Origin of the sequence: Pseudomonas extremaustralis, from assembly GCF_900102035.1 — a bacterium.
In the GTDB taxonomy this organism is placed as follows: Bacteria; Pseudomonadota; Gammaproteobacteria; order Pseudomonadales; family Pseudomonadaceae; genus Aquipseudomonas; species Aquipseudomonas extremaustralis.
In genome coordinates this window covers 6264353-6290291 of record NZ_LT629689.1, presented here as the reverse complement: position 1 = coordinate 6290291, position 25939 = coordinate 6264353, and the positions used below count along the sequence as shown (strand labels likewise).

Below are 25939 nucleotides of genomic sequence, written 5' to 3'. Positions count from 1 at the left end.
ATCAGAAACAACTCGGGGCTGAAAAAGACAGCCCCGGTTACTTAACTATGTGCTGGAAGCCTCAACCTACGCGGTAGTTTGGCGCTTCCTTGGTGATCTGCACGTCGTGGACGTGGGATTCGGCCATACCGGCGCCGGTGATCCGCACGAACTCTGGCTTGGTGCGCATTTCTTCGATGTCGGCGCTGCCGGTGTAGCCCATCGAGGAGCGCAGGCCGCCCATCAGTTGATGGATGATGGCGCTCAGGGTGCCCTTGTACGGCACACGGCCTTCGATGCCTTCCGGTACGAGCTTCTCGGCGCCTGCCGAAGAGTCCTGGAAGTAACGGTCGGAGGAACCTTGTGCCTGGGACATGGCGCCCAGCGAACCCATGCCGCGGTAAGCCTTGTACGAACGGCCCTGGAACAGTTCGATCTCGCCCGGCGCCTCTTCGGTACCGGCGAACATCGAGCCCATCATCACGCAGGAAGCACCGGCTACGATGGCCTTGGACAGGTCACCGGAGAAGCGGATGCCGCCGTCGGCGATCAACGGAACGCCCGTGCCTTCAAGGGCCTCGGCGACGTTGGCGATGGCGCTGATTTGCGGCACGCCCACGCCGGCTACGATACGGGTGGTGCAGATCGAGCCAGGGCCGATACCGACCTTGACCGCATCGGCGCCAGCTTCGGCCAGGGCCTTGGCGGCAGCGCCGGTGGCGATGTTGCCGCCGATCACCTGGACTTCAGGGAAATTCTGTTTGACCCAGCGCACGCGCTCGATCACGCCCTTGGAGTGACCGTGGGCGGTGTCGACCACCACCACGTCCACGCCGGCCGCGACCAGGGCCGCGACGCGATCACCGGTGTCTTTACCAGTACCGACGGCGGCGCCGACGCGCAGACGACCTTGGTCATCCTTGCTGGCCAACGGGTAAGCCTTGGCTTTCTCGATGTCGTTGACGGTCATCATGCCCTTGAGGGCGAATTTGTCGTCGACGATCAGCACGCGCTCGATGCGATGCTTGTGCAGCAGTTCACGCACGTCGTTCTTGTTGGCGCCTTCCTTGACCGTGACCAGACGCTCTTTAGGCGTCATCACTTCGCGGACGGTGACTTCAAGACGATTCTCGAAACGCACGTCACGGGAAGTGACGATGCCGACCAGGTCGCCATCGTGCAGCACCGGAACGCCGGAGATGTTGTGCAGGCGGGTCAGTTCGAACAGATCGCGCACGGTGGCGTCGGCGTCGATGGTGATCGGATCTTTCACCACCCCGGCTTCGTAACGCTTGACCTTGCGCACTTCGGCAGCTTGCTGCTCGACGGTCATGTTCTTGTGGATGATGCCGATGCCGCCTTCCTGAGCCATGGCAATGGCCAGACGGGCTTCGGTGACGGTGTCCATGGCAGCGGAAACCAGGGGAATATTCAGCTCGATGCCACGGGTTAGGCGGGTCTTGAGACTGACTTCGTTAGGAAGCACCTCGGAATAACCGGGCACTAGGAGAATGTCGTCGAATGTCAGAGCTTCTTGGCTGATACGCAGCATCGCGGGGGCTCCCGAGCGGGAAAATGGAAGCGCGCCATTATACTCAGACACCCCTCAGGTCTCAATGTAAAACTCTGACAAACTTGGTAATACTGACAGAAGGGGAAAACCTGCTGCTTTTGTGTAGGAGCGAGCTTGCTCGCGAAGAACGTCAACGATAACGCGGACCGTCTGGTTCAACACGGCGCCTATGCGTTCTTCGCGAGCAAGCGCGCTCCTACAGTTCGACTTTGACCCAGCTGATCTTCTGGTCCAGCCAATCGGCGAACTCATCGATAAAGCTTTGCTTGAACCCCGCCTCCGCCCAGTTGTTGAAGATGAATCCGAGGTTGGAAAACCCGCACTCTTGCAGGAACAGGAACCCGTTGATGTCATCTTCATGCCCACACAACGGGCAAGTGAAGTTGTCGGTGTGGCCGGGCATCCAGTCTTCCAGGCTTTCGAACAGTGCTTCGCCGATTTCCTTGAGGCATTCCGGGCAGCCGGCTTCTTCGAGAAAACCCTTGGCTGGTGTATAGATGCAGCGCTTGTAGATGATCTCCAGGCCGTTGACCGCTTCGTTGAATGGCAACGCTTCGGGGTGCAACACCACGGCACGGGCGCCATCGGCCAAGGCGTAGCCCATACGGTTGCCGGTGCGCCCGCAGGTGGTCAGTTCTTCCTTGACGATGTTCTTGCGCACGAGCCAGCGCACGATTGCCCGGGCGCGGGGTTCGTGGACCGGCAAGGTGGAGATTTTCGGGACAAGGATGCTTTGGGAATTCATGGGGCCTGAGAGTCCTGCGGTGTAGCGTCTGGCGCCTTCGCGAGCAAGCCCACAGTTGACCGCATTTATCCTGCAGGATCGCAGCCGAATGTGGGAACGGGCTTGCTCGCGAAGAGGCCCTGAAGGCAGGCAGCTTAATCCCTGAATGAATCAGGTCAAGTACTCAAGTACCGTCCGATCAACGCAATGCCACTGGCCAACACCAACCACGTCACCAACCGCACAAACGCCTCGCGGGACATGCGCAGCGTCAGCCTGCGCCCGCACCACAGCCCCAAGGCCATCGCCGGCAGCAGGCACAGCGCCAACAGCAGCAATGGCAGGTCGGCATACACCCCGGCAATCAGGAACAGGCTCAGGCGCACCACCGTGCTGCAACTGATCAGTGCGCTTTGGGTGGCGCGTGCCGCGTCCTTGGGCAAGCGGCTGTTGAGGTAGATCGCATATAAAAAGCCGCCGCTGCCGAACAACGCACCAAACAAACCACCGACCGTCCCCATGGGAATCGACCAGCCCGCCGCCAACTGCGCTGGCCGAGCCTTCACCGCCAGGCTGTAAATCGCATAAGCACTGATGAACAGCCCCATCAACAACAGCAGCAGGTCCGAATGCAGGTTGAGCAAAAACACCACGCCCAGGGTGCAGCCGATCGCCATGCACGGCAGCAGTCGCAACAACTCCGGTTTATTCACATCCCGTCGCGATTGCAGGAGGTTGCCAAACGCCGCGACAAAATCCAGCAGTACCAGCAGCGGGATGATCTTCGACAGCGGCATGAACAGGATCAACACCGGCCCGGCCACCAGCGCTGTACCAAAGCCGGCGATGCCGAACACCACGTAGGCCACGGCGACACCCACGCCGATCACCAGCCAATCCACGCCGCCAAACGACCACTGACTCATCAACTCAACCGGGTCCATGGATAATTCCTTGTATAGAGATGGCCGTCACTTTAGCCATCGACGAGGGTTGCGACTAATATCTTCAAAGCCCTCCACCCATCTCGAAAAGGCATGACGCGTGATTTCTACCCGCCAACTGCGCTACTTCGTCGAAATCGCCGACAGCGGTAGCTTCAGTGCCGCCGCCGAGCGCCTGTTTATCGCGCAATCGGCCCTGAGCCGACAGATCAAGGAACTGGAAGCCCAGTTGCAAACCCCATTGTTCGAGCGCACGGCCCGCCAGCCCAGGTTGACGGCCGCCGGCGAAGCCTTTTACCCGCGGGCGCGCAACCTGTTGAGTGAACTGCACAAGGCCAGCGAGATGGCGACGCAAGTGGGTCACGGCCAAGTCGGCACCCTGCGCTTGAGTCATTCGAGCACTGTGCCGATGAGCGGCCCATTGCTGCGCGGCATCAGCACCTGGCTGGAACGCTGCCCCGGCGTATCGATGGATATCGTCAAACTGTCCTCCGAAGCCCAACTGGAGGACATCGCCGACGGGCGCCTGGACGTCGGCCTGTTGCGCCTGCCGGTGTTGCGCCAGCGCGAAGGCGTGCGCGTACAGCCTTTATACAGCGAGCGACTGTTGCTGGCGGTACCGCCGCACCATGCGCTGGCGCGCAGCGACACGCCGGTGGAATTGGCCCGACTCAAGGATGAGGCATTTATCTCGATCCCCCATCCCCAGCGCGGCGGCCTGAGTTACCTGTCGGCGGAGTTGTGCATGCGCGCCGGATTTTTCCCTAAGGCTGCGCGGGTGATGTCGCGCAAGACTACGCAATTGCAATTGATCCAGGCCGGCTTCGGTATTGCCTTGTTACCAAAGTCCATGCAGGACATCGCTCCCGCGAATCTGCACTTTTTGCCCCTGGCCGACCCGGACTGCCTGAGTACCGTGGCCCTGGCCTGCCCGCAGGCGCCGAGCGCGCTAGTGGAGCAATTCTGTCAAACCTTGCGCGAATGCCTATAAACTGCCGCCCATGATTAAAGATCCCTCGCCATGATTAAAGATCCTTTCGCCCGCCTGGGCCTGGACCGCGAAGTCCTGACTGTCAGCCAGCTCAACGGCCGCGCGCGGGTGTTGCTGGAAGACGTGTTCACCAATATCTGGGTCGAAGGCGAGATCTCCAACCTCGCCCGCCCGGCCTCCGGTCACGTGTATTTCACCCTCAAGGACAGCGGCGCCCAGGTGCGTTGCGCGTTGTTTCGCAACAACGCCGCGCGGGTGCGCCAGGCTTTGAAAGACGGCCTTGCCGTGAAAGTGCGTGGCAAGGTCTCGCTGTTCGAGGGCCGTGGCGACTACCAGTTGATCCTCGACACCGTGGAGCCGGCCGGCGACGGCGCGTTGCGCCTGGCCTTTGATGCCTTGAAGGAAAAGCTCAGCGCCGAGGGCCTGTTCAGTGCCGAGCGCAAGGTGCCGCTACCGGCCCATCCGCAACGCATCGGCATCATCAGCTCGCCCACCGGTGCGGTGATCCGCGACATCATCAGCGTGTTCCGCCGCCGTGCGCCGCAGGTGCAATTGACGCTGATCCCCACCGCCGTGCAAGGCCGCGAAGCGATCCCGCAGATTGTACGGGCGCTGAAGCTGGCGGACGCGCGAGGCTTCGACGCGCTGATCCTGGCCCGTGGCGGTGGCTCGCTGGAAGACCTCTGGTGCTTCAACGAAGAAGCCGTGGCCCGAGCAGTGGACGCCTGCGTCACGCCTATCGTCAGTGCCGTGGGGCATGAGACCGATGTGTCCATCTGTGACTTCGTCGCCGACGTGCGCGCACCCACCCCTTCAGCAGCCGCCGAATTGCTCGCACCGGACGCCAGCAACCTGGTGCGCCAGGTCGAGAGCCTGCATCGCCGCCTGGTGATGCTGATGCGCAATCGCCTGAGCCACGACCGCCTGCGCCTGGAAGGCATGGCACGCCGCCTGCGCCACCCTGGCGAGCGTCTGCGCCAGCAGGCCCAGCGCCTGGATGACTTGGACATGCGCCTGCGCCGCGCCTTCGAGCGCAGCCTCAATACCCGGCGCGAACGCCTGATCCGCCTGGAAACCCATCTCGCCGGCCAACACCCCGGCCGCCAGCTGGCCCTGTTGCGCCAACGCCTGGACAGCCTCGCCGAACGCCTGCCCCGCGCCATGCGCGAAGGCCTCAAGGCGCGCCGCCTGCAACTGCAAAGCCAGGCGCAGACGCTACAAGTGGTCAGCCCCCTGGCCACGTTGGGCCGTGGCTATAGCATCCTGCTGGACGAGCGCGGCCAGGCCATTCGCAACGCTGCGCAAACCCAAACCGGCCAACGCCTGACCGCACGGCTCGGTGAAGGCCAATTGCAAGTGCGGGTGGAAGACAACCACCTGACACCCGTCACCCTTTCGTTATTGGATTGATCGATGCCCCGTCTCTTTAGTGTGCTGATGCTGCTGTGCCTCGCCTTTAACGCCCAAGCCGACAGCTACATCACCCGCGCCCTGAACAAACCGGTACCGGGCGGTGTGGCGGTGGTCGAACTGGGCCCTTCTGCCACCGCGCCGAAAGCCACCTATCAGGGCAAGCCGGTATTGGTGGTGAAGGAACAGGACACCTGGCTGGCGATTGTCGGCATCCCGCTGACCACCAAGCCGGGCAACGAGCGCATCAGCAGCGGTGGGCGCAACCTGCCGTTTATCGTCGGTTACAAGCAATACCCGGAACAGCGCATCACCTTGAAGAACAAAAGCCAGGTCAACCCCGAGCCGGCGCAACTCAAACGCATCGAGGCCGAGCTGGCGGTGCAGATCAAGGCTTACCGCAGCTTCAGCCCGAACCTGCCGAGCAACCTGGTGCTGGACAAACCGGTGAACGGGCCGCTGTCGAGCAAGTTCGGTGTACGCCGCTTCTTCAACGGCGAAGAACGCAACCCCCATTCGGGACTGGACTTTGCCGTTCCGGCGGGTACGCCGATCAAGACGCCGGCGAATGGCAAGGTGATCCTGGTCGGTAACTATTTCTTCAACGGCAACACCGTGTTCGTCGATCATGGCCAGGGGTTTATCAGCATGTTCTGCCATATGTCGAAGATCGATGTGACCGTGGGCCAGCAACTGGCGCGCGGGGCGGTGGTGGGCAAGGTCGGCTCGACAGGCCGCGCGACCGGACCGCACATGCACTGGAACGTCAGCCTCAACGATGCCCGCGTGGACCCGGCGATCTTCATCGGCGCGTTCCAGCCTTGATGACCGCGATTGCGCGCCGGATAACTGGCGCGCAATTAAAACAAGCCTGCCGGCACATACCCACCATAAAATCTCGTTTCTTACGCCAATAGCAGAACTTATCTCAATTTTTCTCGACTACTTGCCATCTTTCACCCCGGCGGTTAGGGTTGAGCTTATGAAAACTTCTCACACCCTCATTCAGCTCCGCCAGCACCGCAGCCTGTGCCTCGTCAGCGCACGACTGCCAGGCTGAATCGATCTGCCTCGTCTCCCGCTTCATACCCAATAACAGTTCTACGGCAGGCCGCCTTTTTTCGGCCCCTACAACAAAGGATTTCCCGATGAGCATGCTCAAAGACCCGTCTTCGAAGTACCGCGCGTTCCCGACCATCGATATTCCGGACCGCACCTGGCCGTCGAAAACCATCACCAGCGCGCCGATCTGGTGCAGCTCCGACCTGCGCGATGGCAACCAGTCGTTGATCGAACCAATGGACGCGGTGAAAAAACTGCGTTTCTGGAAGACCCTGGTCGCCGTCGGCGTGAAGGAAATCGAAGCCTCGTTCCCGGCCGCTTCGCAAACCGACTTCGACTTTGTACGCACCCTGATCGAAGACAACCACATCCCCGAGGACACCACCATCCAGGTGCTGACCCAGGGCCGTGAAGACTTGATCGCACGCACCTTCGAATCCCTGCGCGGCGCCAAAAAGGCCATCGTGCACCTGTACAACGCCACCTCGCCGTCCTTCCGCCGTATTGTGTTCAACCAGGACAAGGAAGGCGTCAAGGCCATCGCGGTCAACGCGGCCAAGCTGTTCGTCAAATACGCCGCCCAGCAGCCGGAAACCCAGTGGACCTTCGAATACTCGCCGGAGACCTTCAGCGCTACCGAACTGGAGTTCGCCAAGGAAGTATGTGACGCGGTGATCGAGGTGTGGAACCCGACGCCTGAGCACAAGATGATCCTCAACCTGCCCGCCACCGTCGAGTGCGCCACGCCGAACATCTATGCCGACCAGATCGAGTGGTTCGGTCGCCATATCAATCGTCGTGACAGCGTGATCATCAGCCTGCACACCCACAACGACCGTGGCACCGGCGTCGCGGCCACCGAGCTGGGCCTGATGGCCGGCGCGGATCGCGTCGAAGGCTGCCTGTTCGGCAACGGCGAGCGTACCGGTAACGTCGACCTGGTAACCGTCGCGCTGAACCTCTACACCCAGGGCGTGAACCCTGAGCTGAACTTCTCTGACATCGACGGCGTGCGCAAGGTCGTCGAGGAGTGCAACCAGATCCAAGTGCACCCACGTCACCCGTATGTCGGCGATCTGGTACACACTGCGTTCTCCGGCTCCCACCAGGACGCAATCCGCAAGGGCTTCGCCCAGCAGAAACCCGACGCACTGTGGGAAGTGCCGTACTTGCCGATCGACCCGGCCGACATCGGTCGCAGCTACGAAGCGGTGATCCGTGTGAACAGCCAGTCGGGCAAAGGCGGTATCGCCTACCTGCTGGAGCAGGAATACGACATCAGCTTGCCGCGTCGCATGCAGATCGAATTCAGCCAGGTAGTCCAGGCCGAAACCGACCGCGTGGGCCTGGAGATGACCGCCGCGCAGATCTACGCCTTGCTGCAGCGTGAATACCTGCAAGCCAACACCCCATACGCGCTGGTCAGCCATCGTCTGCAAGAAGAAAACGGCAACAGCACGGTGGAAGTCGAAGTGTCGAGCAAAGGCCAGGGCGAAACCAACCTGCGCTGGCACGGCAAGGGCAACGGCGCGCTGGAAGCCTTGGTGGCCGGCCTGCCGATCGGTGTGGAGATCATGGACTACAACGAACACGCCATCGGCGCGGGCACGAATGCCAAGGCCGCGGCCTACATCGAGCTGCGCGTGAACGGCGAACGTCCGGTGCATGGCGTGGGCATCGATGAAAACATCACCACCGCCAGCTTCAAGGCCCTGTTCAGCGCGCTGAACCGCTCGCTGAGCCAGCTGGAAGCGAAAGCGGCGTAAGTGTAACGCCGCAATACAAAAGGCCCCTGGATGAGAATCCAGGGGCCTTTTTATTTGAGGTGTATGGTGATTGGTCAGGCCTCATCGGGAGCAAGCCCCCTCCCACATTTGAATGTATTCAAAGATCAAAAATGTGGGAGGGGGCTTGCTCCCGATAGCGATATTCCCAACCACAAAAATCCATCAGACAAACTGGAAAGTATCGGCATCCAAATTCGCCGGAAACCGCGTGCGATACGCCGCCAGCTCCGCCGCGTCCAGGCACACCTGGAACACCCCATCCGCCTCCCCCGCACTCAGCAGGCTCTCCCCCTGGAAATCCAGCACGTGGCTATCCCCGGTATAGACAAAGCCCTTGCCATCCGTGCCCACCCGATTCACCGCCGCGACATAACACAGGTTCTCGATCGCCCGCGCCGGCAGCAACCGGTTCCAATGCTGGCGCCGCGCACCCGGCCAGTTGGCGGTATAGAGCAACAGGTCAGTGTCCTGGGCATCCCGGCTCCACACCGGGAAGCGCAGGTCGTAGCAAATCAACGGACGAATGCGCCAGCCCTTCAGCTCAAACTGCACCTGGCGCTCGCCAGGGGTGTAGTGCTCGTGCTCGCCCGCCATGCGGAACAGGTGGCGCTTGTCGTAATGCATAACCTCGCCATCCGGTCGCGCCCATAGCAGACGGTTGCGGTGGCTACCATCGGCGGCCTGGATGATCACACTGCCGGTGATCACCGCGCCGTACTTCGCCGCCTGAGCTTGCAACCAGCGATGGGTCGGGCCGTTTTCCGGCTCGGCGAGGGTCGCCGACTCCATGGAAAAACCGGTGGTGAACATCTCCGGCAGTATGATCAGGTCAGCGCCCCGAGCCTGTTCCAGCAGCAGTTCGAAATGATCGAGGTTGGCCTGGCGGTCGTGCCAGGCCAGGGTGGTCTGGACCAGGGCGATGTTCAGGTTCGGCAATGCAGTCAGATCACGCATAGTTTTTCGGCTGCCTGTTGCAGCGTCTCCTCACGTTTGGCAAAGCACAGGCGCACCAGGCGCTGGCCTTGGGGTGGGTTCTGGTAGAACACCGACACAGGGATGGTCGCTACGCCATGTTCGCGGGTCATCCATAGCGACATGGCGACGTCATCCAGGTCCGGGCGGATCTGTGAGTAATCCACCAACTGGAAGTACGTGCCGGTGACGCGGGTAAAGCTGAAACGCGACGGTGCCAGCAGGTCGCAGAACAGATCACGCTTGGCCTGGTAGAAGGCCGGCAACTCATCGACGTGCTCCGGGTGTTCGGCCATAAAGTCGGCCAACGCGAACTGCAACGGGGTGACACCGCAGAAGTTCACGTATTGGTGCACCTTGCGCAGTTCGGCCGTCAGGGCCGGTGGCGCGACCACGTAACCGGTCTTCCAGCCGGTAACGTGGTAGGTCTTGCCAAAGGAGCTGACCACGAAGGCGCGTTGGTAGAGTTCTTCATGGGCCAGCACGCTGACATGGGGCACTCCATCGAACACCAAGTGTTCATAGACCTCGTCGCTGACCAGGTAGATATCGCGGTCGCGGATCAACGCCGCCAACAGGTCCAGCTCGGCACGGCTGATCAGTGCGCCGGTGGGATTGTGTGGGCTGTTGAGGATGATCATCCGCGTGCGCGGCGACAGCGCGGCCTGGATCTTTTCAAAGTCCAGGGCAAAACCGTCCAGGCTCAGTTGCACATGCACACAGCGGCCACCGGCCAGCTCGACCGAAGGCTCGTAGCTGTCATAGCACGGGTCGAACACGATGACTTCGTCACCACTGCGGATCACGGCCTGGATCGCGCAGAAGATCGCGGCAGTGGCGCCTGGGGTGATGGTTACTTCGCTGTCGGGATTGACCGTGGCACCGTAGCTGCGAGCGATTTTGGCCGTCACTTGCTGACGCAGGATCGGCAGGCCGGTCATCGGCGCATATTGGTTATGGCCGCTGGCAACGTGCTTGCCCACTGCATCGAGCAAAGCCTGAGGACCATTGAAGTCGGGAAAACCCTGGGACAGGTTGAGTGCGCCGGTTTCGGCAGCGAGTTGCGACATGGTGGTGAAAATGGTCGTGCCGACATTCGGCAGCTTGCTGGTGATCATCGGTGGCCCCTGCAGGTGAGCCCCAAGTTTTAAGCTGCCAGCCGCATCGGGTCAAGGCACAAACCATCGCGCACAAAAAAGGGCTCATCAAGAGCCCTTTTTGCGAGGTCGGAATCAGCGCTTGTCGCGGCGCTTCTTGTCGGCCTTCTTGTGGTGAGTCATCAAACGACGCTTCTTGTTCACCTGACGGTCCGTCAGCGTGTTCTTGTTGCCTTCGTATGGGTTCTCGCCACCCTTGAACTCGATACGGATCGGCGTACCGACCAGTTTCAAGACACGGCGATAGGTGTTTTCCAGGTAACGCACATAGGACTTGGGCACCTTCTCGATCTGGTTACCGTGGATCACGATAATCGGCGGGTTGGCACCACCCAAGTGGGCGTAACGCAGTTTGATCCGGCGGTTGTTGACCATCGGCGGCGCATGCTCGCCAACGGCGTCTTCCAGGATCTGGGTGAGGCGGTTGGTTGGCCAGCGGGTGACCGCAGATTTGAACGAGTTCTGTACGGACGCGTAGAGGTTACCCACGCCAGTGCCGTGCAGGGCCGAGATAAAGTGGATATCGGCGAACTCGACGAAGAACAACCGACGCTGCAGCTCGATCTTGACGAAATCGCGCTCGCTTGGCGTCATGCCGTCCCACTTGTTGATCGCGATCACCAGCGCCCGACCGGCTTCCAGGGCAAAGCCCAGCAGGTTGAGGTCGTGGTCCACCACGCCTTCGCGGGCGTCCATCACGAAGATCACCACGTTGGCGTCTTTGATGGCCTGCAGGGTTTTCACCACGGAAAACTTTTCGACTTCCTCGTGGATCTTGCCGCGCTTGCGCACACCGGCGGTGTCGATCAGCGTGTACTTCTCGTCGTTACGCTCGAACGGGATGTAGATACTGTCGCGGGTCGTGCCGGGCTGGTCGTAGACGATGACCCGGTCTTCACCAAGCATGCGGTTGACCAGAGTCGACTTGCCGACGTTCGGACGGCCGATGATAGCGATCTTGATCCCGTCTTTTTCGCTCGGGCCAGGAATGCGCTTGGCTTCCTCGCCTTCGGCGACGACCTCTTCTTCGCCCTCTTCTTCCTCAGCGTCATCCTTGGGGAAATCGCTCAGGGCAATTTCCAGCATCTGGGTGATACCGCGACCGTGGGCACCGGCGATCGGGATCGCGTCGCCCAGGCCCATCGGGCTGAATTCGGCACGGGCCATTTCAGGATCGATGTTGTCGATCTTGTTGGCGACCACGTAGGAACGCTTGTTGCGCTTGCGCAGGTGCTCGCCGATCATCTGGTCGGCAGCGGTGTAGCCCGCACGGGCGTCCACCAGGAACAACACGACATCGGCTTCTTCAATGGCGAGCAGCGACTGCTCGGCCATTTTTTCGTCCATGCCATGCTCGTCACCGGAGATACCACCGGTGTCGACAATAATGTAGGAGCGCCCTTGCCACTTTGCCTCACCGTATTGGCGATCACGGGTCAGACCGGACAAGTCGCCGACGATGGCGTCGCGAGTCCTGGTCAGGCGGTTGAACAAGGTGGACTTGCCGACGTTAGGTCGGCCCACCAGGGCGATTACGGGAACCATGCGGCTCTCCACTTCGTTATTTCAGAAAATACAAAAGCCGCTGCGGGGCAGCGGCTGGTGCTCGGGGCGGCATTTGAATGCCACATACCCTGCCCGACACTGAGTCTTGTAGGAGCGAGCTTGCTCGCGAAAAACCCAAGGACGCCGCGTTCATCCAGAAACCCGCGTTAGCGTTGACGTCCTTCGCGAGCAAGCTCGCTCCTACATTTAAGCAATGAAGCAGGGCCGCCTGGGGAATGACCCCAAGCATAGTCAAACCTTTACTTGATGGTCAGGGCTTCCAGCTTGCCGCTGTTGCCAAACACATAAAGCATGTTACCCACCACCAGCGGACGCGCACGCAGGCCGTCGCTGTCAATACGTTCACGACCGACAAAGCGACCGTCCACCTGGCTCAGCAGGTGCAGGTAGCCTTCGAAGTCGCCGACCGCCACATAGCTGGAGAACACTTCCGGAGCCGACAGTTGACGGCGAGCCAGGGAGTCGTTGCTCCACAGTGCAGTGGTGGAACGTTCGTCGACACTTTCAACGGTGCCGGACGCCAGGCTTACATAGACGCTGCCGAACCCTTGGGCGACACCGGCGTAGCTGGAAGCATCACGCTGCCAGTTGACGCGACCGCTTTGCAGGTCCAGAGCGGCAACGCGGCCCTGGTAAGTGGCGACGTAGAGGGTTTCTCCCGACAGCAGCAAGCCACCGTCGATGTCCACAACGCGATCCAGTTCGGAACGACCTTGCGGGATGGCCACGCGGGTTTCCCAGACCGGCACGCCGTTCTTGGTATCCAGCGCGACCACTTTACCGGTCGACAAGCCTGCAACGGCCAGATTATTGGTCACAATCGGACCGCTGGTACCGCGCAGCGTCAACACCGCCGGGGTGCTGTCATACAACCAGCGCTGTGCGCCGGTGCTGGCGTCAAGGCCGATCACACGGTCGTCCTGGGTCTGAACCACTACGATATCGCCGTTGGTAGCAGGCGGTGCGAGGACTTCACTGGTCACGCGAGCGCGCCATTTCTCTTCACCGGTGCTGGAGTCCAGCGCCACGACTTCGCCCTTGAGCGTGCCGAGCATAACCATGCCGTAACCCACGCCGACGGCGCCGGATACAGGCAACTCAAGGTCTTTCTTCCACTTCACGTCGCCGTTCATGCGATCCATGGAGATCACTACGCCGGTCACGTCAGCGGCCACAATGTTGTCACCGTCGATTGCCGGTACCAACATGTTGTAGGTCTCGCCCTGCCCATCACCGATGGAACGGCTCCACTGCTTTTGCAGGACCACTTCTTCCTTGAAGCTGGTCAGCTCGGCCGGAGGCAATTCTTTCTTACTGTTGCTGCTGCAACCCGCGGCCAGAACGGCCAGAGCCAGCAATGCTGCATGTTTCCAACGGATCACGTCACGCATCCCCTTTGGCCAAGTCGTCCAGCTTGATTTGTAAGCCACCGACCGCCGCTTCATCAGACAGCGCCGCCTTGGCTTTTTGGTACGCAGCATTGGCTTCGTCGGTACGACCCAATTGGACCAACAGGTCCCCCTTGAGCTCTTCGCGAGTGGCTACAAATGCCTTGTCAGCATCGCCGTCGAGCAGTTTGAGTGCTTCGTCGGCCTTATTCTGTGCCGCCAATACCTGAGCCAGGCGCTGACGTGCGATTTCACCCAGGGTCGGGTTGGTCGGTTTGTCGACGATGGCCTTCAGTTCGGCGGCGGCGTCATCCAGCTTGCCGGTATCGACCGCGACTTTCGCGACGAACAGGCTGCCGTATTGGGCGTAGGTGCTACCGCCGAATTCGTTCTTCAGCTTGCTGGCCAGGTCGGCAACCCGCGCAGGGTCGGGCTTGCCGTCCGGCGTCAGGGTTGTTTCCAGCAATTGCTGATAAACGATCGAGGCGCCTTGGGACTGGTTGGCCTGATATTTGGTCCAGGCTTGCCAGCCGAACACCACCACTAAAGCCAGCAGACCGCCAGTAACCAGGGGCTTGCCGTTACGCTGCCACCAGTCCTTGAACTCGGCCAGTTGCTCATCATCAGTACTCGACACCCCAATACTCCTTAATCGCTAAATTCCGCTGTTCGACAGCTTCAACCCTGCACGACGCAGGTGGCCAAGTGCGCAGCGAGCGCATCAAAGGCAATGTTCTGTTGCTCGCCCTGGCCACGCAGGGGTTTGAAACCTATCACCTGCTGGGCCAGCTCGTCATCGCCGAGGATCAGCGCATACAGCGCACCGCTCTTGTCAGCCTTCTTGAACTGGCTTTTGAAGCTGCCGGCGCCGGCATTGATCTGCAGGCGCAGGTTCGGCAGTTGGTCGCGTACTTTTTCGCTCAGGGCCAGGGCGGCCAGTTCGGCGGCCTCGCCAAAGGCGCACAGGTACACGTCCACCTGACGGGAGATTTCTTCCGGTACCTGCTCCAGGGTTTCCAGCAGCAGGATCAGCCGCTCGATCCCCATGGCAAAGCCCACGCCAGGGGTCGGCTTGCCACCCATCTGCTCGACCAGGCCGTCGTAACGGCCACCGGCACACACGGTGCCCTGGGCGCCGAGTTTGTCGGTGACCCATTCGAACACGGTCTTGCTGTAGTAATCGAGGCCGCGCACCAGTTTCGGGTTGATCACGTAGGGAATACCCGCAGCCTCCAGGCGAGCCTTGAGGCCCTCAAAGTGCGTGCGGGATTCGTCGTCCAGGTAGTCGGCCATTTTCGGCGCATTGACCAGCACGGCCTGGGTATCGGCGTTCTTGGTGTCGAGGACGCGCAGCGGGTTGGTTTTCAGACGGCGCTGGCTGTCTTCGTCCAGCTTGTCCAGGTGGGCCGACAGGTACTCAACCAGGGCGACGCGGTAGCGGCCCCGGGATTCGCTGGTACCCAGGCTGTTGAGCTCGAGCTTGACCGCGTCGCGGATACCCAGCAGGCCCCACAGGCGCCAGGTCAGCACGATCAGCTCGGCGTCGATGTCCGGACCCTCGAGGTTGAACACTTCCAGGCCGATCTGGTGGAACTGGCGATAACGGCCTTTCTGTGGGCGCTCGTGACGGAACATCGGGCCGATGTACCACAACTTCTGCGGCTGGCCGCCACCGGTGAGGCCATGCTCGAGCACGGCGCGCACGCACGCGGCGGTGCCTTCCGGACGCAGGGTCAGGGAGTCGCCGTTGCGATCTTCGAAGGTGTACATCTCTTTTTCGACGATGTCGGTCACTTCACCGATGGAGCGCTTGAACAGCTCGGTGAACTCAACGATCGGCATACGGATCTGTTTGTAACCGTAGTTATCCAGCAGGCGCGCGACAGTGCCCTCGAAGTAGCGCCACAGCGGCGTCTGCTCAGGCAGGATGTCGTTCATGCCACGAATGGCTTGCAGAGACTTGCTCACATCAAATCCTTAAATTCGTTCTTAGCCGCGCGCGATAAGCGCTGCGTCAGAGGCGACCTTCTCGGCCGCTTTCTCGCGGATCAGTCTTTCGAGCTCATCCACCAGATTGTCATTCGTCAACTTCTGCGACGGCTTGCCATCGATGTAGATCAGGTTCGGCGTACCGCCGGTCAAGCCGATGTGCGCCTCTTTGGCTTCACCCGGGCCGTTGACCACACAACCGATCACCGCGACATCCAGCGGCACCAGCAGGTCTTCGAGACGCCCTTCCAGTTCGTTCATGGTTTTCACCACGTCGAAGTTCTGCCGCGAGCAGCTCGGGCAGGCAATGAAGTTGATGCCTCGGGAACGCAAATGCAGGGATTTGAGAATGTCGTAACCGACTTTCACTTCCTCGACCGGGTCTGCCGCCAGGGAGATGCGGATAGTATCGCCAATCCCTTCGGCGAGCAGCATACCGAGACCCACCGCAGATTTCACTGTGCCTGAACGTAAACCGCCAGCTTCAGTGATACCCAGGTGCAGCGGTTGCACGATTTCCTTGGCCAGCAGGCGGTAGGCTTCAACCGCCATGAACACGTCGGAGGCCTTTACGCTGACCTTGAAGTCCTGGAAGTTCAGGCGCTCAAGGTGCTCGACATGGCGCAGCGCAGACTCTACCAGCGCCGCCGGTGTCGGCTCGCCGTATTTCTTTTGCAGGTCTTTTTCCAGGGAGCCGGCGTTGACACCGATACGGATCGGAATCCCGCGATCCCGGGCCGCATCCACCACAGCGCGTACACGGTCTTCGCGACCGATGTTGCCCGGGTTGATACGCAGGCAGTCCACACCCAGTTCGGCCACGCGCAATGCGATCCTGTAGTCGAAGTGAATGTCGGCCACCAGCGGCACCTTGACCAGCTGCTTGATGCGACCGAAGGCCTCGGCGGCATCCATGTCCGGTACGGATACCCGCACGATGTCGACGCCGGCCGCTTCCAGACGATTGATCTGGGCGACGGTGGCAGCAACATCGTTGGTGTCGCTGTTGGTCATGCTCTGTACCGCGATGGGGGCATCGCCGCCCACCGGCACCGAGCCGACCCAGATCTTGCGCGATACGCGACGTTTGATTGGAGATTCGCCGTGCATGACTATTGTCCCAACTTCAGGCGAGCGGTCTCGCCACTGGTGAACGGCGCCACGTCCACAGGCTGGCCGTTGTAGACCACTTGCGCGCCACGGGCATAGCCCAGACGCAGCGTCAAAGGAGGCTTGCCGCCCTGGTCGAGCGTATCGCCCTTGCGCTTCAGGCCGCTGAACAGCACTTTACCGTTGCCATCACTGACTTGCGTCCAGCAATCGGCGACGAAGGTAATCTGAACGTGCCCGTCACCGGCGATCAACGCTGGGGTGGTGGGCGGCGACATCGCGGGGGCGGCCGGAGCGGCTGGGGCGGCAGTCGCAGGAGCCTGCGACGGGGTAGCCGGAGTATGGACCTGGGCCGGAGCAGCCGGTATAGCTGGTACGGTCGGGGCTGGTGTGGCCGGTGCAGTTGCTGGGGCAGCCGGCGCGGTTTGCGCGACTGAAGGCTCGGCGGCCGGCTCTTGCGGCGCTGCCTGCCCTTCGGCAACGGCCTGGTCTTCTGGCTCGTCCAGCGGATGAATCTGGGTGGTGCCGTCGGCGCTTTCGACTTCGACGTGCTCCATGGCGTTGCTGGTCATGTCCTTGGTGCGCTGGGAGGCCTGGTCCTGCCACCAGATAAAACCGCCACCAATCACGGCGATCAGCAGCAACAGGCTGACAATCCGCAGGATCGTGTGGGAAACCCGCACCGGCTCTTCGATGCGACCCAGGCCATGGACATTGCTGCCTTGGGAGTCGGTACCGGTGAACTGGTCGAATTCCTGGACCAATACGGTCTGGTCGATGCCCAGCAACTTGGCGTAGGCGCGGATATAGCCGCGAGCGAAGGTATGCCCTGGCAGCTTGTCGAACGCGCCGGCTTCCAGGTTGCCCAGGGATGTGGTGGTCAAATTGAGCTTGAGGGCCACTTCCGCCAGCGACCAACCATTGCTTTCGCGGGCCTGACGCAAAGTGTCGCCTGGGTTTACGCGATTAGCTGCTACAACTTCCGGGTGCGCCGCTTTCATCATTGCTCCGACAGGTATTGCTGATATTCCGGCGTACCGGGATAGAGTCGTTCGAGTTGCTGGCCAAAACGTGCGGCCGCGTCGCGTTCTTCATGAACCGTCGCCAGGCGCACACCGAGCAATAGACTACGTGCATTTTGCCCGCTAAGCAGGCTAAAACGTTCGTAATAGTCACGTGCCGGCACATAATGCCTGTCTTCGTAGGACAACTCAGCCATTTCGAGCAACGCGCGCGGCTGGCGTCCGTTCAAGTGCAGGGCTTTTTCCAGTTGCTGGCGTGCGCTGTCGCGCTGGCCGAGGCGCATCGAGGTCACGCCAAGGTTTTCGAACACCCGCGAGCGCTCAGGATAGAGGGTATCGGCGCTGGCTTGCTGGAAATAAAGGGCTGCCTGGTCATAACGTTTCTGCTCGAACAGGAAGCTGCCGTAATTATTCAGCAGCCGCGGGTCGGCAGGTCGGGCGGCCAGGGCTTTGCTGAAATAGCGATCAGCCAGTTCTGGCTCGGCCTGGGCCTGGAACACCAGGGCCAGTGCGGCATTGGCGTCGGCATCGTCACTGTCGAGTTCCAGGGCCTTTTTCAACGGCACCTTGGCCTGCTCGCTCATGCCTTGCTGCAGGTAGCCCAAGCCCAACTGCACATAGGCCACCCGCGCCTCATCACGACCTTTACCGGTTTGCAAAGGGCTGTCATGTCCCGATGAAACACAACCGGCGGCAAGGCCGGTAACAAGCAGAAGCAGCGCAAGGCGCAAGGGCATAGAGATCCTCTCTCAGGTTCGATTCACAGCGCTTTGCGGCATATCGTCGGTGGCGCTCAGTTCGCGCACGGCGATATAACGTTCGCTGCGACGGGTGCGATCCAGCACCTGTCCTACCAATTGGCCACAGGCGGCGTCGATGTCTTCACCACGGGTGGTGCGTACAGTGACATTGAAGCCGGCCTGGTGCAGTTGATCCTGGAAACGACGGATGGCGTTGTTGCTCGGCCGCTCGTAGCCAGAATGGGGAAACGGGTTGAACGGAATCAGGTTGATCTTGCACGGGATGTGCTTGAGCAACTCGATCATCTCGACCGCGTGTTCGACCTTGTCGTTGATGTCCTTGAGCAAGGTGTACTCGATGGTCAGCACGCGCTTTTCGCCCAGGGACGACATGTAGCGCTGGCAAGATTCGAGCAGCATCTTAAGCGGATACTTCTTGTTGATCGGCACCAATTGGTTACGCAATGCGTCATTGGGTGCGTGCAGCGACAACGCCAGGGAGACGTCGATGTGCTTGGACAGCTCATCGATCATCGGCACCACGCCGGAGGTCGACAGGGTCACACGGCGCTTGGAGATGCCGTAGCCCAGGTCGTCCATCATCAGGTGCATGGCGGCGACGACGTTATCGAAGTTCAGCAGCGGCTCACCCATGCCCATCATCACCACGTTGGTGATGGCACGGTCGACGGTCGCCGGGACGCTGCCAAAGGATTTGTTGGCAATCCACACCTGGCCGATGACTTCGGCGGCGGTGAGGTTGCTATTGAAGCCTTGCTTGCCGGTGGAGCAGAAACTGCAATCCAGGGCACAGCCTGCCTGGGACGAAACGCACAACGTGCCGCGTTTGCCCTGGGGAATGTAGACAGTCTCGACGCAGCTGCCGGACGCCACGCGCACCACCCACTTACGGGTGCCGTCGCTGGAGATGTCCTCGCTGACAACCTCGGGACCACGGACCTCGGCAATGGCCTTGAGCTTGTCGCGCAGGGCCTTGCTGACGTTCGTCATGGCGTCGAAATCATCGACGCCAAAGTGGTGAATCCACTTCATTACCTGACCGGCACGGAAACGCTTCTCCCCGATTGAGTCGAAGAATTTTTCCATTTCCTGTTGAGTCAGACCCAGCAGGTTGGTTTTTACAGTCGATGTAGTCATGGATTCACCTTCACTCTCAAGCCAATGCTTAGCGAGTGGTTACTTCGGTAGCTGCGAAGAAGTACGAGATTTCGCGAGCAGCAGCGGCTTCGGAGTCCGAACCGTGTACAGCGTTGGCGTCGATGGAATCAGCGAAGTCAGCACGGATGGTGCCTGGAGCGGCTTCTTTAGGGTTGGTAGCGCCCATCAGCTCACGGTTCAGAGCGATAGCGTTTTCACCTTCCAGCACCTGAACGACAACAGGACCGGAGATCATGAAAGCAACCAGGTCGCCGAAGAAGCCACGAGCGCTGTGCTCAGCGTAGAAGCCTTCAGCTTCAGCCTTGGACAGTTGCTTGAGTTTCGAAGCTACAACCTTCAGGCCGGCTTTTTCGAAACGAGTGGTGATCTCGCCGATGACGTTTTTTGCAACAGCGTCAGGCTTGATGATGGAGAAAGTACGTTGAACAGCCATGGTGTAACTCCAGAAACGGTAATTTACGAAAAATTAAACCCGCGAATTATACGCGGGTTATTGGGTATTGCCTAACTGCGTAAGGGAGGCGTCAGTCCTGCTCTTCTTTCCAGGCCGTCTGAATAGCTTCCAGAACCTTTTCACCGCCGCGATCCCGCTCGTCTTCAAACCCAGGCAAAGCCATGACCATGTCACGCAAAGCGACAAAGTTCAGGGAATAGGGATCCAGATCCGGGTTGCCGTCGGCCAACAGGATAGCGATCTCTTGCACATCAACCCATTTAAGACTCATGACAGTTCCTTGAATCAATGCGGCGCTTCGGCCGCATGGTTGAGCGAATATTTCGGAATTTCGACAGTGATGTCTTCAGTCCCGACCTTGGCCTGACAGCTCAGGCGCGAATGCGCTTCCAGGCCCCATGCGCGATCCAGAAAATCTTCTTCCAGGTCGTCTGCCTCCTCCAGCGAGTCAAAACCCTCGCGAATGATGCAGTGGCACGTCGTGCAGGCGCAAACACCGCCGCAGGCACTTTCGATCTCGATGTGGTTTTCGTGGGCAACTTCGAGGATGGACTTGCCGGTCTCAGCCTCCACGACCATACCGTCCGGGCAATGCTCGGCGTGTGGCAGAAAAATGACCTGCGGCATTAATTATTCCTCGATTTCATTCAGGTTGCGCCCAGCCAGTGCGGCTCTCACCGTCTGATCCATGCGGCGAGCGGCAAAGGCATCAGTGACTTGCGACAAGCGCTTGGTCTGCTGCTCGATGGCGTAGCCATCGTTACCTTCCATCAGTTCGGCCAATTCCTGCATCTGCTGGTCGATGACCATGCGCTCTTCAGCGTCCAGCAGACGCTCGCCGTCAACTTCAAGGGCGCCCTGCACCGCTTCGAGCAGGCGCTGGGCATCCACTTGCTGCTCACGCAGTACGCGGGCGACTTTATCGTCACCGGCGTATTGGAACGAGTCCTTGAGCATCTTGGCGATTTCGCCGTCGGTCAGGCCATAGGACGGCTTGACCTGGATGCTGGCTTCAACGCCGGACGCCAGTTCACGCGCCGCCACGCTGAGCAGGCCATCGGCGTCGACCTGGAAGGTCACGCGAATCTTCGCCGCACCGGCGACCATGGCCGGAATGCCGCGCAATTCAAAGCGTGCCAGGGAGCGACAGTCGCTGATCAGTTCACGCTCGCCTTGCAGCACGTGAATCATCATGGCCGTCTGGCCATCTTTGTAGGTGGTGAAATCCTGGGCGCGGGCGACGGGAATAGTGGTGTTGCGCGGAATCACCTTCTCCATCAGGCCGCCCATGGTTTCCAAGCCCAGGGACAATGGAATCACGTCGAGCAACAGCAGTTCGCCACCATCGCGCTTGTTGCCGGCCAGGGTATCGGCCTGGATCGCGGCACCAATGGCCACCACTTGATCCGGATCAATTTCGGTCAGCGGCTGGCGACCGAACGCCTCGGCAACGGCCTCGCGGACGCGCGGCACACGGGTGGAACCGCCGACCATGACCACAGCGCCAACGTCTTCCAACTCGATGCCGGAATCACGCACGGCGCGGCGACAGGCTTTCAGGCTGCGCGCAACCATCGGCTCGATCAGCGCATCAAAGGCTTCGCGGGTCAGTTGGGCCGACCAGTTGCCGTAGGACACTTCAACAGAAGACGCGTCAGTCAGGGCCTCTTTGGCGGCACAGGCGGTTTGCAGCAGATGGCGCTGCTCGCCAGGATCCAAATCAGCGGACAAACCGGCACTGCTGATGATCCAGCGGGCGATCGCGTGATCGAAGTCATCGCCGCCCAGGGCCGTATCGCCGCCGGTGGCCAACACTTCAAAGACCCCGCCGGTCAGGCGCAGGATCGAAATATCGAAGGTGCCACCACCCAGGTCGTAAATGGCGACCAGACCCTCAGCCTGCTGATCGAGGCCATAGGCCACGGCGGCTGCGGTTGGTTCGTTGAGCAGACGCAGCACATTCAGGCCGGCGAGTTTCGCCGCATCCTTGGTGGCCTGGCGTTGGGCATCATCGAAATACGCCGGAACCGTGATCACCGCGCCCACCAATTCGCCGCCCAAGGTGGTTTCTGCCCGCTGGCGCAGGACCTTGAGGATGTCAGCCGACACTTCCACCGGGCTTTTCGGGCCCTGGACCGTGTCGATGAACGGCATATGGGACTCGCCACCGACAAACCGGTATGGCAGCTGGTCGCCCAGTTGCTTGACGTCGGAGAGACCACGACCCATCAAGCGCTTGACCGACAGCACAGTGTTCAGGGGATCGGTAGACGCCGCCAGCTTGGCCGACTCACCGACTTCGGTGCGATCGGCGTGATAGCGCACGGCGGATGGCAGGATCACCTGGCCATCGGCGTCGGGCAGCGGCTCGGACAGGCCGCTGCGCAAGGCAGCAACCAGGGAATTGGTGGTGCCCAAGTCAATCCCCACCGCCAGGCGACGCTGATGCGGTTGGGGGCTTTGGCCGGGTTCGGCGATTTGCAGTAGAGCCATGGTAATCAGGTCTTATCTGTCTATCAGGCGTGCATCATGGGCAGCACTGGGTTAATCGTCGAGGCGCTCTTCTAGCTGGCGCACTTCGTAGGTGAGCTTGTCGAGGAACTGCATGCGTCGCATCAGGCGCTCGGCCTGCTCGCGTTGCGCTGCATCATCCCAACAGGCCGCGAAGCTTTCGTTGAGCTCATCCTGGGCGGTTTTCAGACGACGCTTGAAGACTGCAACCCCCGCCACATCGGCGTCGTCCTGCAAATCTTCGAGCTCTTCGCGCCACTGCATCTGCTGCATCAGGAAGTCCGGATCGTGCACCGTGACCTCCATCGGCAACTCGCCACCGTTCATCGCGAGCAGGTAACGCGCGCGTTTCGAGGGGCTCTTGAGCGTCTGATAGGCTTCGTTGAGGCTGGCCGACTGCTCCAGCGCCAGGCGTTGCTCACGCTCGGAAGCGTCAGCGAAGCGGTCCGGATGCACGCCACGCGCCAATTCACGGTAGCGCGTGGCAAGTTGCTCGAGGTCCAGTCGAAAGCTCGGCTGCAACTCGAATAAAGCGAAATGACAAGGAGTACCCACAGATAGCCTCAGATGTTGAAGCTTTCGCCGCAGCCACATTCACCGCGCACGTTGGGGTTGTTGAACTTGAAGCCTTCGTTCAACCCTTCCTTGACGAAATCGAGTTCGGTGCCGTCCAGGTATGTCAGGCTTTTAGGGTCGATAATCACTTTCTCGCCGTGACTTTCGAACACCTGGTCTTCCGCCACCACCTCGTCGACGAACTCCAGCACATAGGCAAGGCCGGAACAGCCTGTGGTGCGAACACCCAGACGAATCCCCTCACCTTTACCGCGCCCATCCAGGGAGCGTCGCACGTGCCGCGCAGCCGCTTCTGTCATGCTGATAGCCATCGTTGACTCCTTACTCGTCGCCAAATGCTTAGATCAAGCCTTTCTTCTGCTTGTAATCGCGAACGGCCGCCTTGATGGCGTCTTCAGCGAGTACCGAGCAGTGGATTTTCACGGGCGGCAGGGCCAGTTCTTCGGCCAGCTGGGTGTTGCTGATAGTCACAGCCTCATCCAGGGTCTTGCCTTTCATCCATTCGGTCGCCAGGGAACTGGAGGCGATGGCCGAACCGCAGCCGTAGGTCTTGAACTTGGCGTCTTCGATGACGCCCGCCTCGTTGACCTTGATCTGCAGGCGCATCACATCGCCGCACGCCGGAGCGCCGACCATGCCGGTGCCGACATCAGGATCTTCCGCGTCCATCTTGCCGACGTTGCGCGGGTTTTCGTAGTGGTCGATGACCTTTTCGCTGTAAGCCATGGTACTGAATCCTCACTCATCAGGGCCGCTCTGGAACCCTGTAGAAACGCCTGCGTTTTCCGCCACGTTCCTACAGAGCTGGGGTGGCGGCTTCTATAGTTAGTGTGCCGCCCACTCGATCTTGGAAATATCGATGCCGTCTTTGTACATGTCCCACAGCGGCGACAAGGTACGCAGCTTGGTGACAGCTTCGCAGACTTTCTGCGCGGCGTAGTCGACTTCTTCTTCGGTGGTGAAACGGCCGAACGTAAAGCGGATCGAGCTGTGTGCCAGTTCATCGTTGCGGCCCAGGGCACGCAGTACGTAGGACGGCTCGAGGGACGCCGAGGTGCAGGCCGAACCGGACGAAACCGCCAGGTCCTTGAGCGCCATGATCAGCGACTCACCTTCGACGTAGTTGAAGCTCAAATTCAGGTTGTGCGGTACACGGGCAGTCATGCTGCCGTTGATGTACAGCTCTTCAAGGTTTTCGACCTGCTTGTAGAAGCGCTCGCTCAAGGCCTTGATGCGCACGTTTTCAGCAGCCATCTCTTCCTTGGCGATACGGAACGCTTCGCCCATGCCGACGATCTGGTGGGTCGCCAGGGTGCCCGAACGCATGCCGCGCTCGTGACCGCCGCCGTGCATGGTGGCTTCGATGCGCACGCGAGGCTTGCGGCTCACATACAGGGCGCCGATGCCTTTAGGGCCGTAGGTCTTGTGGGCGGAGAACGACATCAGGTCGACTTTCAGCTTCGACAGGTCGATGTCGACCTTGCCGGTAGACTGGGCAGCGTCGACATGCAGCAACACACCTTTGGAGCGGGTCAGCTCGCCGATGGCCGCGATATCGTTGATGGTGCCGATTTCGTTGTTCACGTGGATCACCGAAACCAGGATGGTGTCTTCACGCATCGCCGCTTCGATCATCGCCGGAGTGACGATACCGTCGGTGGTCGGCTCGATGTAGGTGACTTCGAACCCTTCACGCTCCAGCTGGCGCATGGTGTCCAGGACAGCCTTGTGCTCGATCTTGGTGGTGATCAGGTGCTTGCCTTTGGTCGCGTAGAAATGCGCGGCGCCCTTGATTGCCAGGTTGTCGGATTCGGTAGCACCGGAGGTCCAGACGATTTCGCGCGGGTCAGCACCCACCAGGTCGGCGACCTGGCGACGGGCGTTCTCGACCGCTTCCTCGGCTTTCCAGCCGAATACGTGGGAACGGGACGCTGGGTTGCCGAAGTTTCCGTCAACCAGCAGGCACTCGCTCATCTTTTGCGCGACACGCGGATCAACCGGGGTGGTCGCTGAGTAATCAAGGTAAATCGGCAATTTCATGGACTTTCTCCTAAATCAGGCTGGCTGGCGTGCCGTTAGCTCTTCGGCTGTCACTCGACGGCGGACGCTTCAATCTTGTCCAGACGCGGCGCCTTGGTGTTGCAACGGCGCTGGTCCTGACGCTGGGCTACTTCTTGCACCTCACGGCGAGTCACAAGATCAGCCAAGCTGATACCACTCAAAAACTCATGGATCTGCAGGCTCAAGTCACACCACAAGTGGTGGGTCAGGCAGGTGTCGCCGGCATGGCAGTCACCCAGCCCCTGGCATTTGGTTGCATCGACGGATTCGTTGACCGCGTCGATCACCTGGGCGACCTGGATGCCCTGCATGTCACGGGACAGTTGATAGCCGCCACCCGGACCGCGCACACTGGAAACCAGATTGCTGCGGCGCAACTTGGCGAACAGTTGCTCGAGGTATGACAGGGAAATGCCTTGGCGCTCGGAGATATCGGCCAGGGACACCGGCCCAGTTTGCGCGTGCAAGGCCAAGTCGAGCATGGCGGTCACCGCGTATCGGCCTTTTGTAGTCAGTCTCATGGACAAGTACCAAGGTGTTTCAGAATGGGAGCGAGTATGCGATTCCCGAGTATTTAAGTCAACTATAAGACCCACTACTTTAGTCAGGATTACCCGTAAAAAGGGCGCGCGAATAATAGCAGGATGGGGTAGGGACGAACAGCGGGAACGCGGCGGGATGGGGTTTCTAAGACCAATGGAGCCCCCTTGCAGGAGCTGGCTTACCAGCGATGGCAGTGGGTCA

At 60.5% G+C, this 25939-nt stretch carries 26 protein-coding genes; 4 read left to right on the top strand and 22 right to left on the bottom strand.

All coding sequences use genetic code 11. The features are described 5' to 3' along the window. Positions 1–61: 61 nt before the first annotated feature. From guaB to BLR63_RS29020, 3 genes are all read right to left on the bottom strand, one after another. Positions 62–1531, bottom strand: coding sequence for an IMP dehydrogenase (gene guaB / locus BLR63_RS29030; RefSeq protein WP_010565252.1), 1470 nt, complete (start codon positions 1529–1531; stop codon positions 62–64). 217 nt (positions 1532–1748) lie between these two features. Beyond that, entirely contained in the window at positions 1749–2297 is a 549-nt protein-coding gene (locus BLR63_RS29025) for a hypothetical protein (RefSeq protein WP_010565251.1), read from the bottom strand. A 155-nt stretch (positions 2298–2452) separates the two neighbouring features. Beyond that, entirely contained in the window at positions 2453–3220 is a 768-nt protein-coding gene (locus BLR63_RS29020; protein WP_042946876.1) for a sulfite exporter TauE/SafE family protein, read from the bottom strand. A 100-nt stretch (positions 3221–3320) separates the two neighbouring features. On the opposite strand from BLR63_RS29020, the gene BLR63_RS29015 reads away from it, so the two are divergent. From BLR63_RS29015 to leuA, 4 genes are all read left to right on the top strand, one after another. Next, positions 3321–4211, top strand: a complete 891-nt coding sequence (locus tag BLR63_RS29015) for a LysR family transcriptional regulator (protein WP_010565249.1) — start codon at positions 3321–3323, stop codon at positions 4209–4211. 30 nt (positions 4212–4241) lie between these two features. After that, positions 4242–5621, top strand: coding sequence for an exodeoxyribonuclease VII large subunit (xseA, locus tag BLR63_RS29010; RefSeq protein WP_010565248.1), 1380 nt, complete (start codon positions 4242–4244; stop codon positions 5619–5621). Positions 5622–5624: 3 nt separating this feature from the next. After that, positions 5625–6446 (top strand): peptidoglycan DD-metalloendopeptidase family protein, encoded by an 822-nt coding sequence (locus BLR63_RS29005; protein WP_010565247.1) that lies wholly within the window; start codon positions 5625–5627, stop codon positions 6444–6446. A gap of 323 nt (positions 6447–6769) precedes the next feature. Continuing rightward, the gene (gene leuA, locus BLR63_RS28995; protein WP_010565245.1) at positions 6770–8449 is read left to right on the top strand and encodes a 2-isopropylmalate synthase; all 1680 of its coding nucleotides are present in this window, start codon (positions 6770–6772) and stop codon (positions 8447–8449) included. A gap of 183 nt (positions 8450–8632) precedes the next feature. Here the strand turns inward: leuA and BLR63_RS28990 are convergent, their stop codons facing one another. The 19 genes from BLR63_RS28990 to iscR form a co-directional block, all read right to left on the bottom strand. Then, entirely contained in the window at positions 8633–9424 is a 792-nt protein-coding gene (locus BLR63_RS28990; RefSeq protein ID WP_010565244.1) for an amidohydrolase, read from the bottom strand. Next, on the bottom strand, positions 9412–10560 hold the full coding sequence (locus BLR63_RS28985) for a pyridoxal phosphate-dependent aminotransferase (protein ID WP_010565243.1): 1149 nt from the start codon (positions 10558–10560) through the stop codon (positions 9412–9414). The genes BLR63_RS28990 and BLR63_RS28985 overlap by 13 nt, the downstream gene beginning before the upstream one ends. 114 nt (positions 10561–10674) lie before the next feature. Next, positions 10675–12144, bottom strand: a complete 1470-nt coding sequence (gene der, locus BLR63_RS28980; protein WP_010565242.1) for a ribosome biogenesis GTPase Der — start codon at positions 12142–12144, stop codon at positions 10675–10677. Between the two features lie 260 nt (positions 12145–12404). Beyond that, entirely contained in the window at positions 12405–13556 is a 1152-nt protein-coding gene (gene bamB / locus BLR63_RS28975; RefSeq protein WP_042946869.1) for an outer membrane protein assembly factor BamB, read from the bottom strand. Further along, positions 13549–14190: a YfgM family protein gene (locus BLR63_RS28970; protein WP_010565240.1), complete on the bottom strand. Its 642-nt coding sequence runs from the start codon at positions 14188–14190 to the stop codon at positions 13549–13551. The genes bamB and BLR63_RS28970 overlap by 8 nt, the downstream gene beginning before the upstream one ends. A 41-nt stretch (positions 14191–14231) precedes the next feature. After that, on the bottom strand, positions 14232–15521 hold the full coding sequence (hisS, locus tag BLR63_RS28965; RefSeq protein ID WP_010565239.1) for a histidine--tRNA ligase: 1290 nt from the start codon (positions 15519–15521) through the stop codon (positions 14232–14234). 21 nt (positions 15522–15542) lie between these two features. After that, positions 15543–16652: a flavodoxin-dependent (E)-4-hydroxy-3-methylbut-2-enyl-diphosphate synthase gene (ispG, locus tag BLR63_RS28960; protein WP_010565238.1), complete on the bottom strand. Its 1110-nt coding sequence runs from the start codon at positions 16650–16652 to the stop codon at positions 15543–15545. A gap of 2 nt (positions 16653–16654) precedes the next feature. Continuing rightward, positions 16655–17653, bottom strand: coding sequence for a RodZ domain-containing protein (locus tag BLR63_RS28955; RefSeq protein ID WP_010565237.1), 999 nt, complete (start codon positions 17651–17653; stop codon positions 16655–16657). Next, positions 17653–18411: a type IV pilus biogenesis/stability protein PilW gene (gene pilW / locus BLR63_RS28950; protein ID WP_010565236.1), complete on the bottom strand. Its 759-nt coding sequence runs from the start codon at positions 18409–18411 to the stop codon at positions 17653–17655. Before pilW ends, BLR63_RS28955 begins: the two co-directional genes overlap by 1 nt. Positions 18412–18423: 12 nt before the next feature. After that, a complete protein-coding gene (gene rlmN / locus BLR63_RS28945) occupies positions 18424–19572 on the bottom strand; it encodes a 23S rRNA (adenine(2503)-C(2))-methyltransferase RlmN (protein WP_010565235.1) in 1149 nt (382 codons plus the stop codon). 28 nt (positions 19573–19600) lie between these two features. After that, positions 19601–20026, bottom strand: coding sequence for a nucleoside-diphosphate kinase (gene ndk, locus BLR63_RS28940; protein ID WP_010565234.1), 426 nt, complete (start codon positions 20024–20026; stop codon positions 19601–19603). Positions 20027–20117: 91 nt separating this feature from the next. Beyond that, entirely contained in the window at positions 20118–20318 is a 201-nt protein-coding gene (iscX, locus tag BLR63_RS28935) for a Fe-S cluster assembly protein IscX (RefSeq protein WP_003194015.1), read from the bottom strand. A gap of 14 nt (positions 20319–20332) precedes the next feature. Then, positions 20333–20674 (bottom strand): ISC system 2Fe-2S type ferredoxin, encoded by a 342-nt coding sequence (gene fdx, locus BLR63_RS28930; RefSeq protein WP_010565233.1) that lies wholly within the window; start codon positions 20672–20674, stop codon positions 20333–20335. Positions 20675–20677: 3 nt separating this feature from the next. After that, the gene (hscA, locus tag BLR63_RS28925) at positions 20678–22540 is read right to left on the bottom strand and encodes a Fe-S protein assembly chaperone HscA (RefSeq protein WP_010565232.1); all 1863 of its coding nucleotides are present in this window, start codon (positions 22538–22540) and stop codon (positions 20678–20680) included. Between the two features lie 51 nt (positions 22541–22591). After that, on the bottom strand, positions 22592–23113 hold the full coding sequence (gene hscB / locus BLR63_RS28920; RefSeq protein WP_010565231.1) for a co-chaperone HscB: 522 nt from the start codon (positions 23111–23113) through the stop codon (positions 22592–22594). Between the two features lie 8 nt (positions 23114–23121). Then, positions 23122–23445, bottom strand: coding sequence for an iron-sulfur cluster assembly protein IscA (gene iscA / locus BLR63_RS28915; protein WP_010565230.1), 324 nt, complete (start codon positions 23443–23445; stop codon positions 23122–23124). 28 nt (positions 23446–23473) lie between these two features. Continuing rightward, the gene (gene iscU / locus BLR63_RS28910) at positions 23474–23860 is read right to left on the bottom strand and encodes a Fe-S cluster assembly scaffold IscU (protein WP_010565229.1); all 387 of its coding nucleotides are present in this window, start codon (positions 23858–23860) and stop codon (positions 23474–23476) included. A 99-nt stretch (positions 23861–23959) separates the two neighbouring features. Next, on the bottom strand, positions 23960–25174 hold the full coding sequence (locus BLR63_RS28905) for an IscS subfamily cysteine desulfurase (RefSeq protein ID WP_010565228.1): 1215 nt from the start codon (positions 25172–25174) through the stop codon (positions 23960–23962). 50 nt (positions 25175–25224) lie between these two features. Beyond that, a complete protein-coding gene (iscR, locus tag BLR63_RS28900; protein ID WP_003194020.1) occupies positions 25225–25716 on the bottom strand; it encodes a Fe-S cluster assembly transcriptional regulator IscR in 492 nt (163 codons plus the stop codon). Positions 25717–25939: the final 223 nt, after the last annotated feature.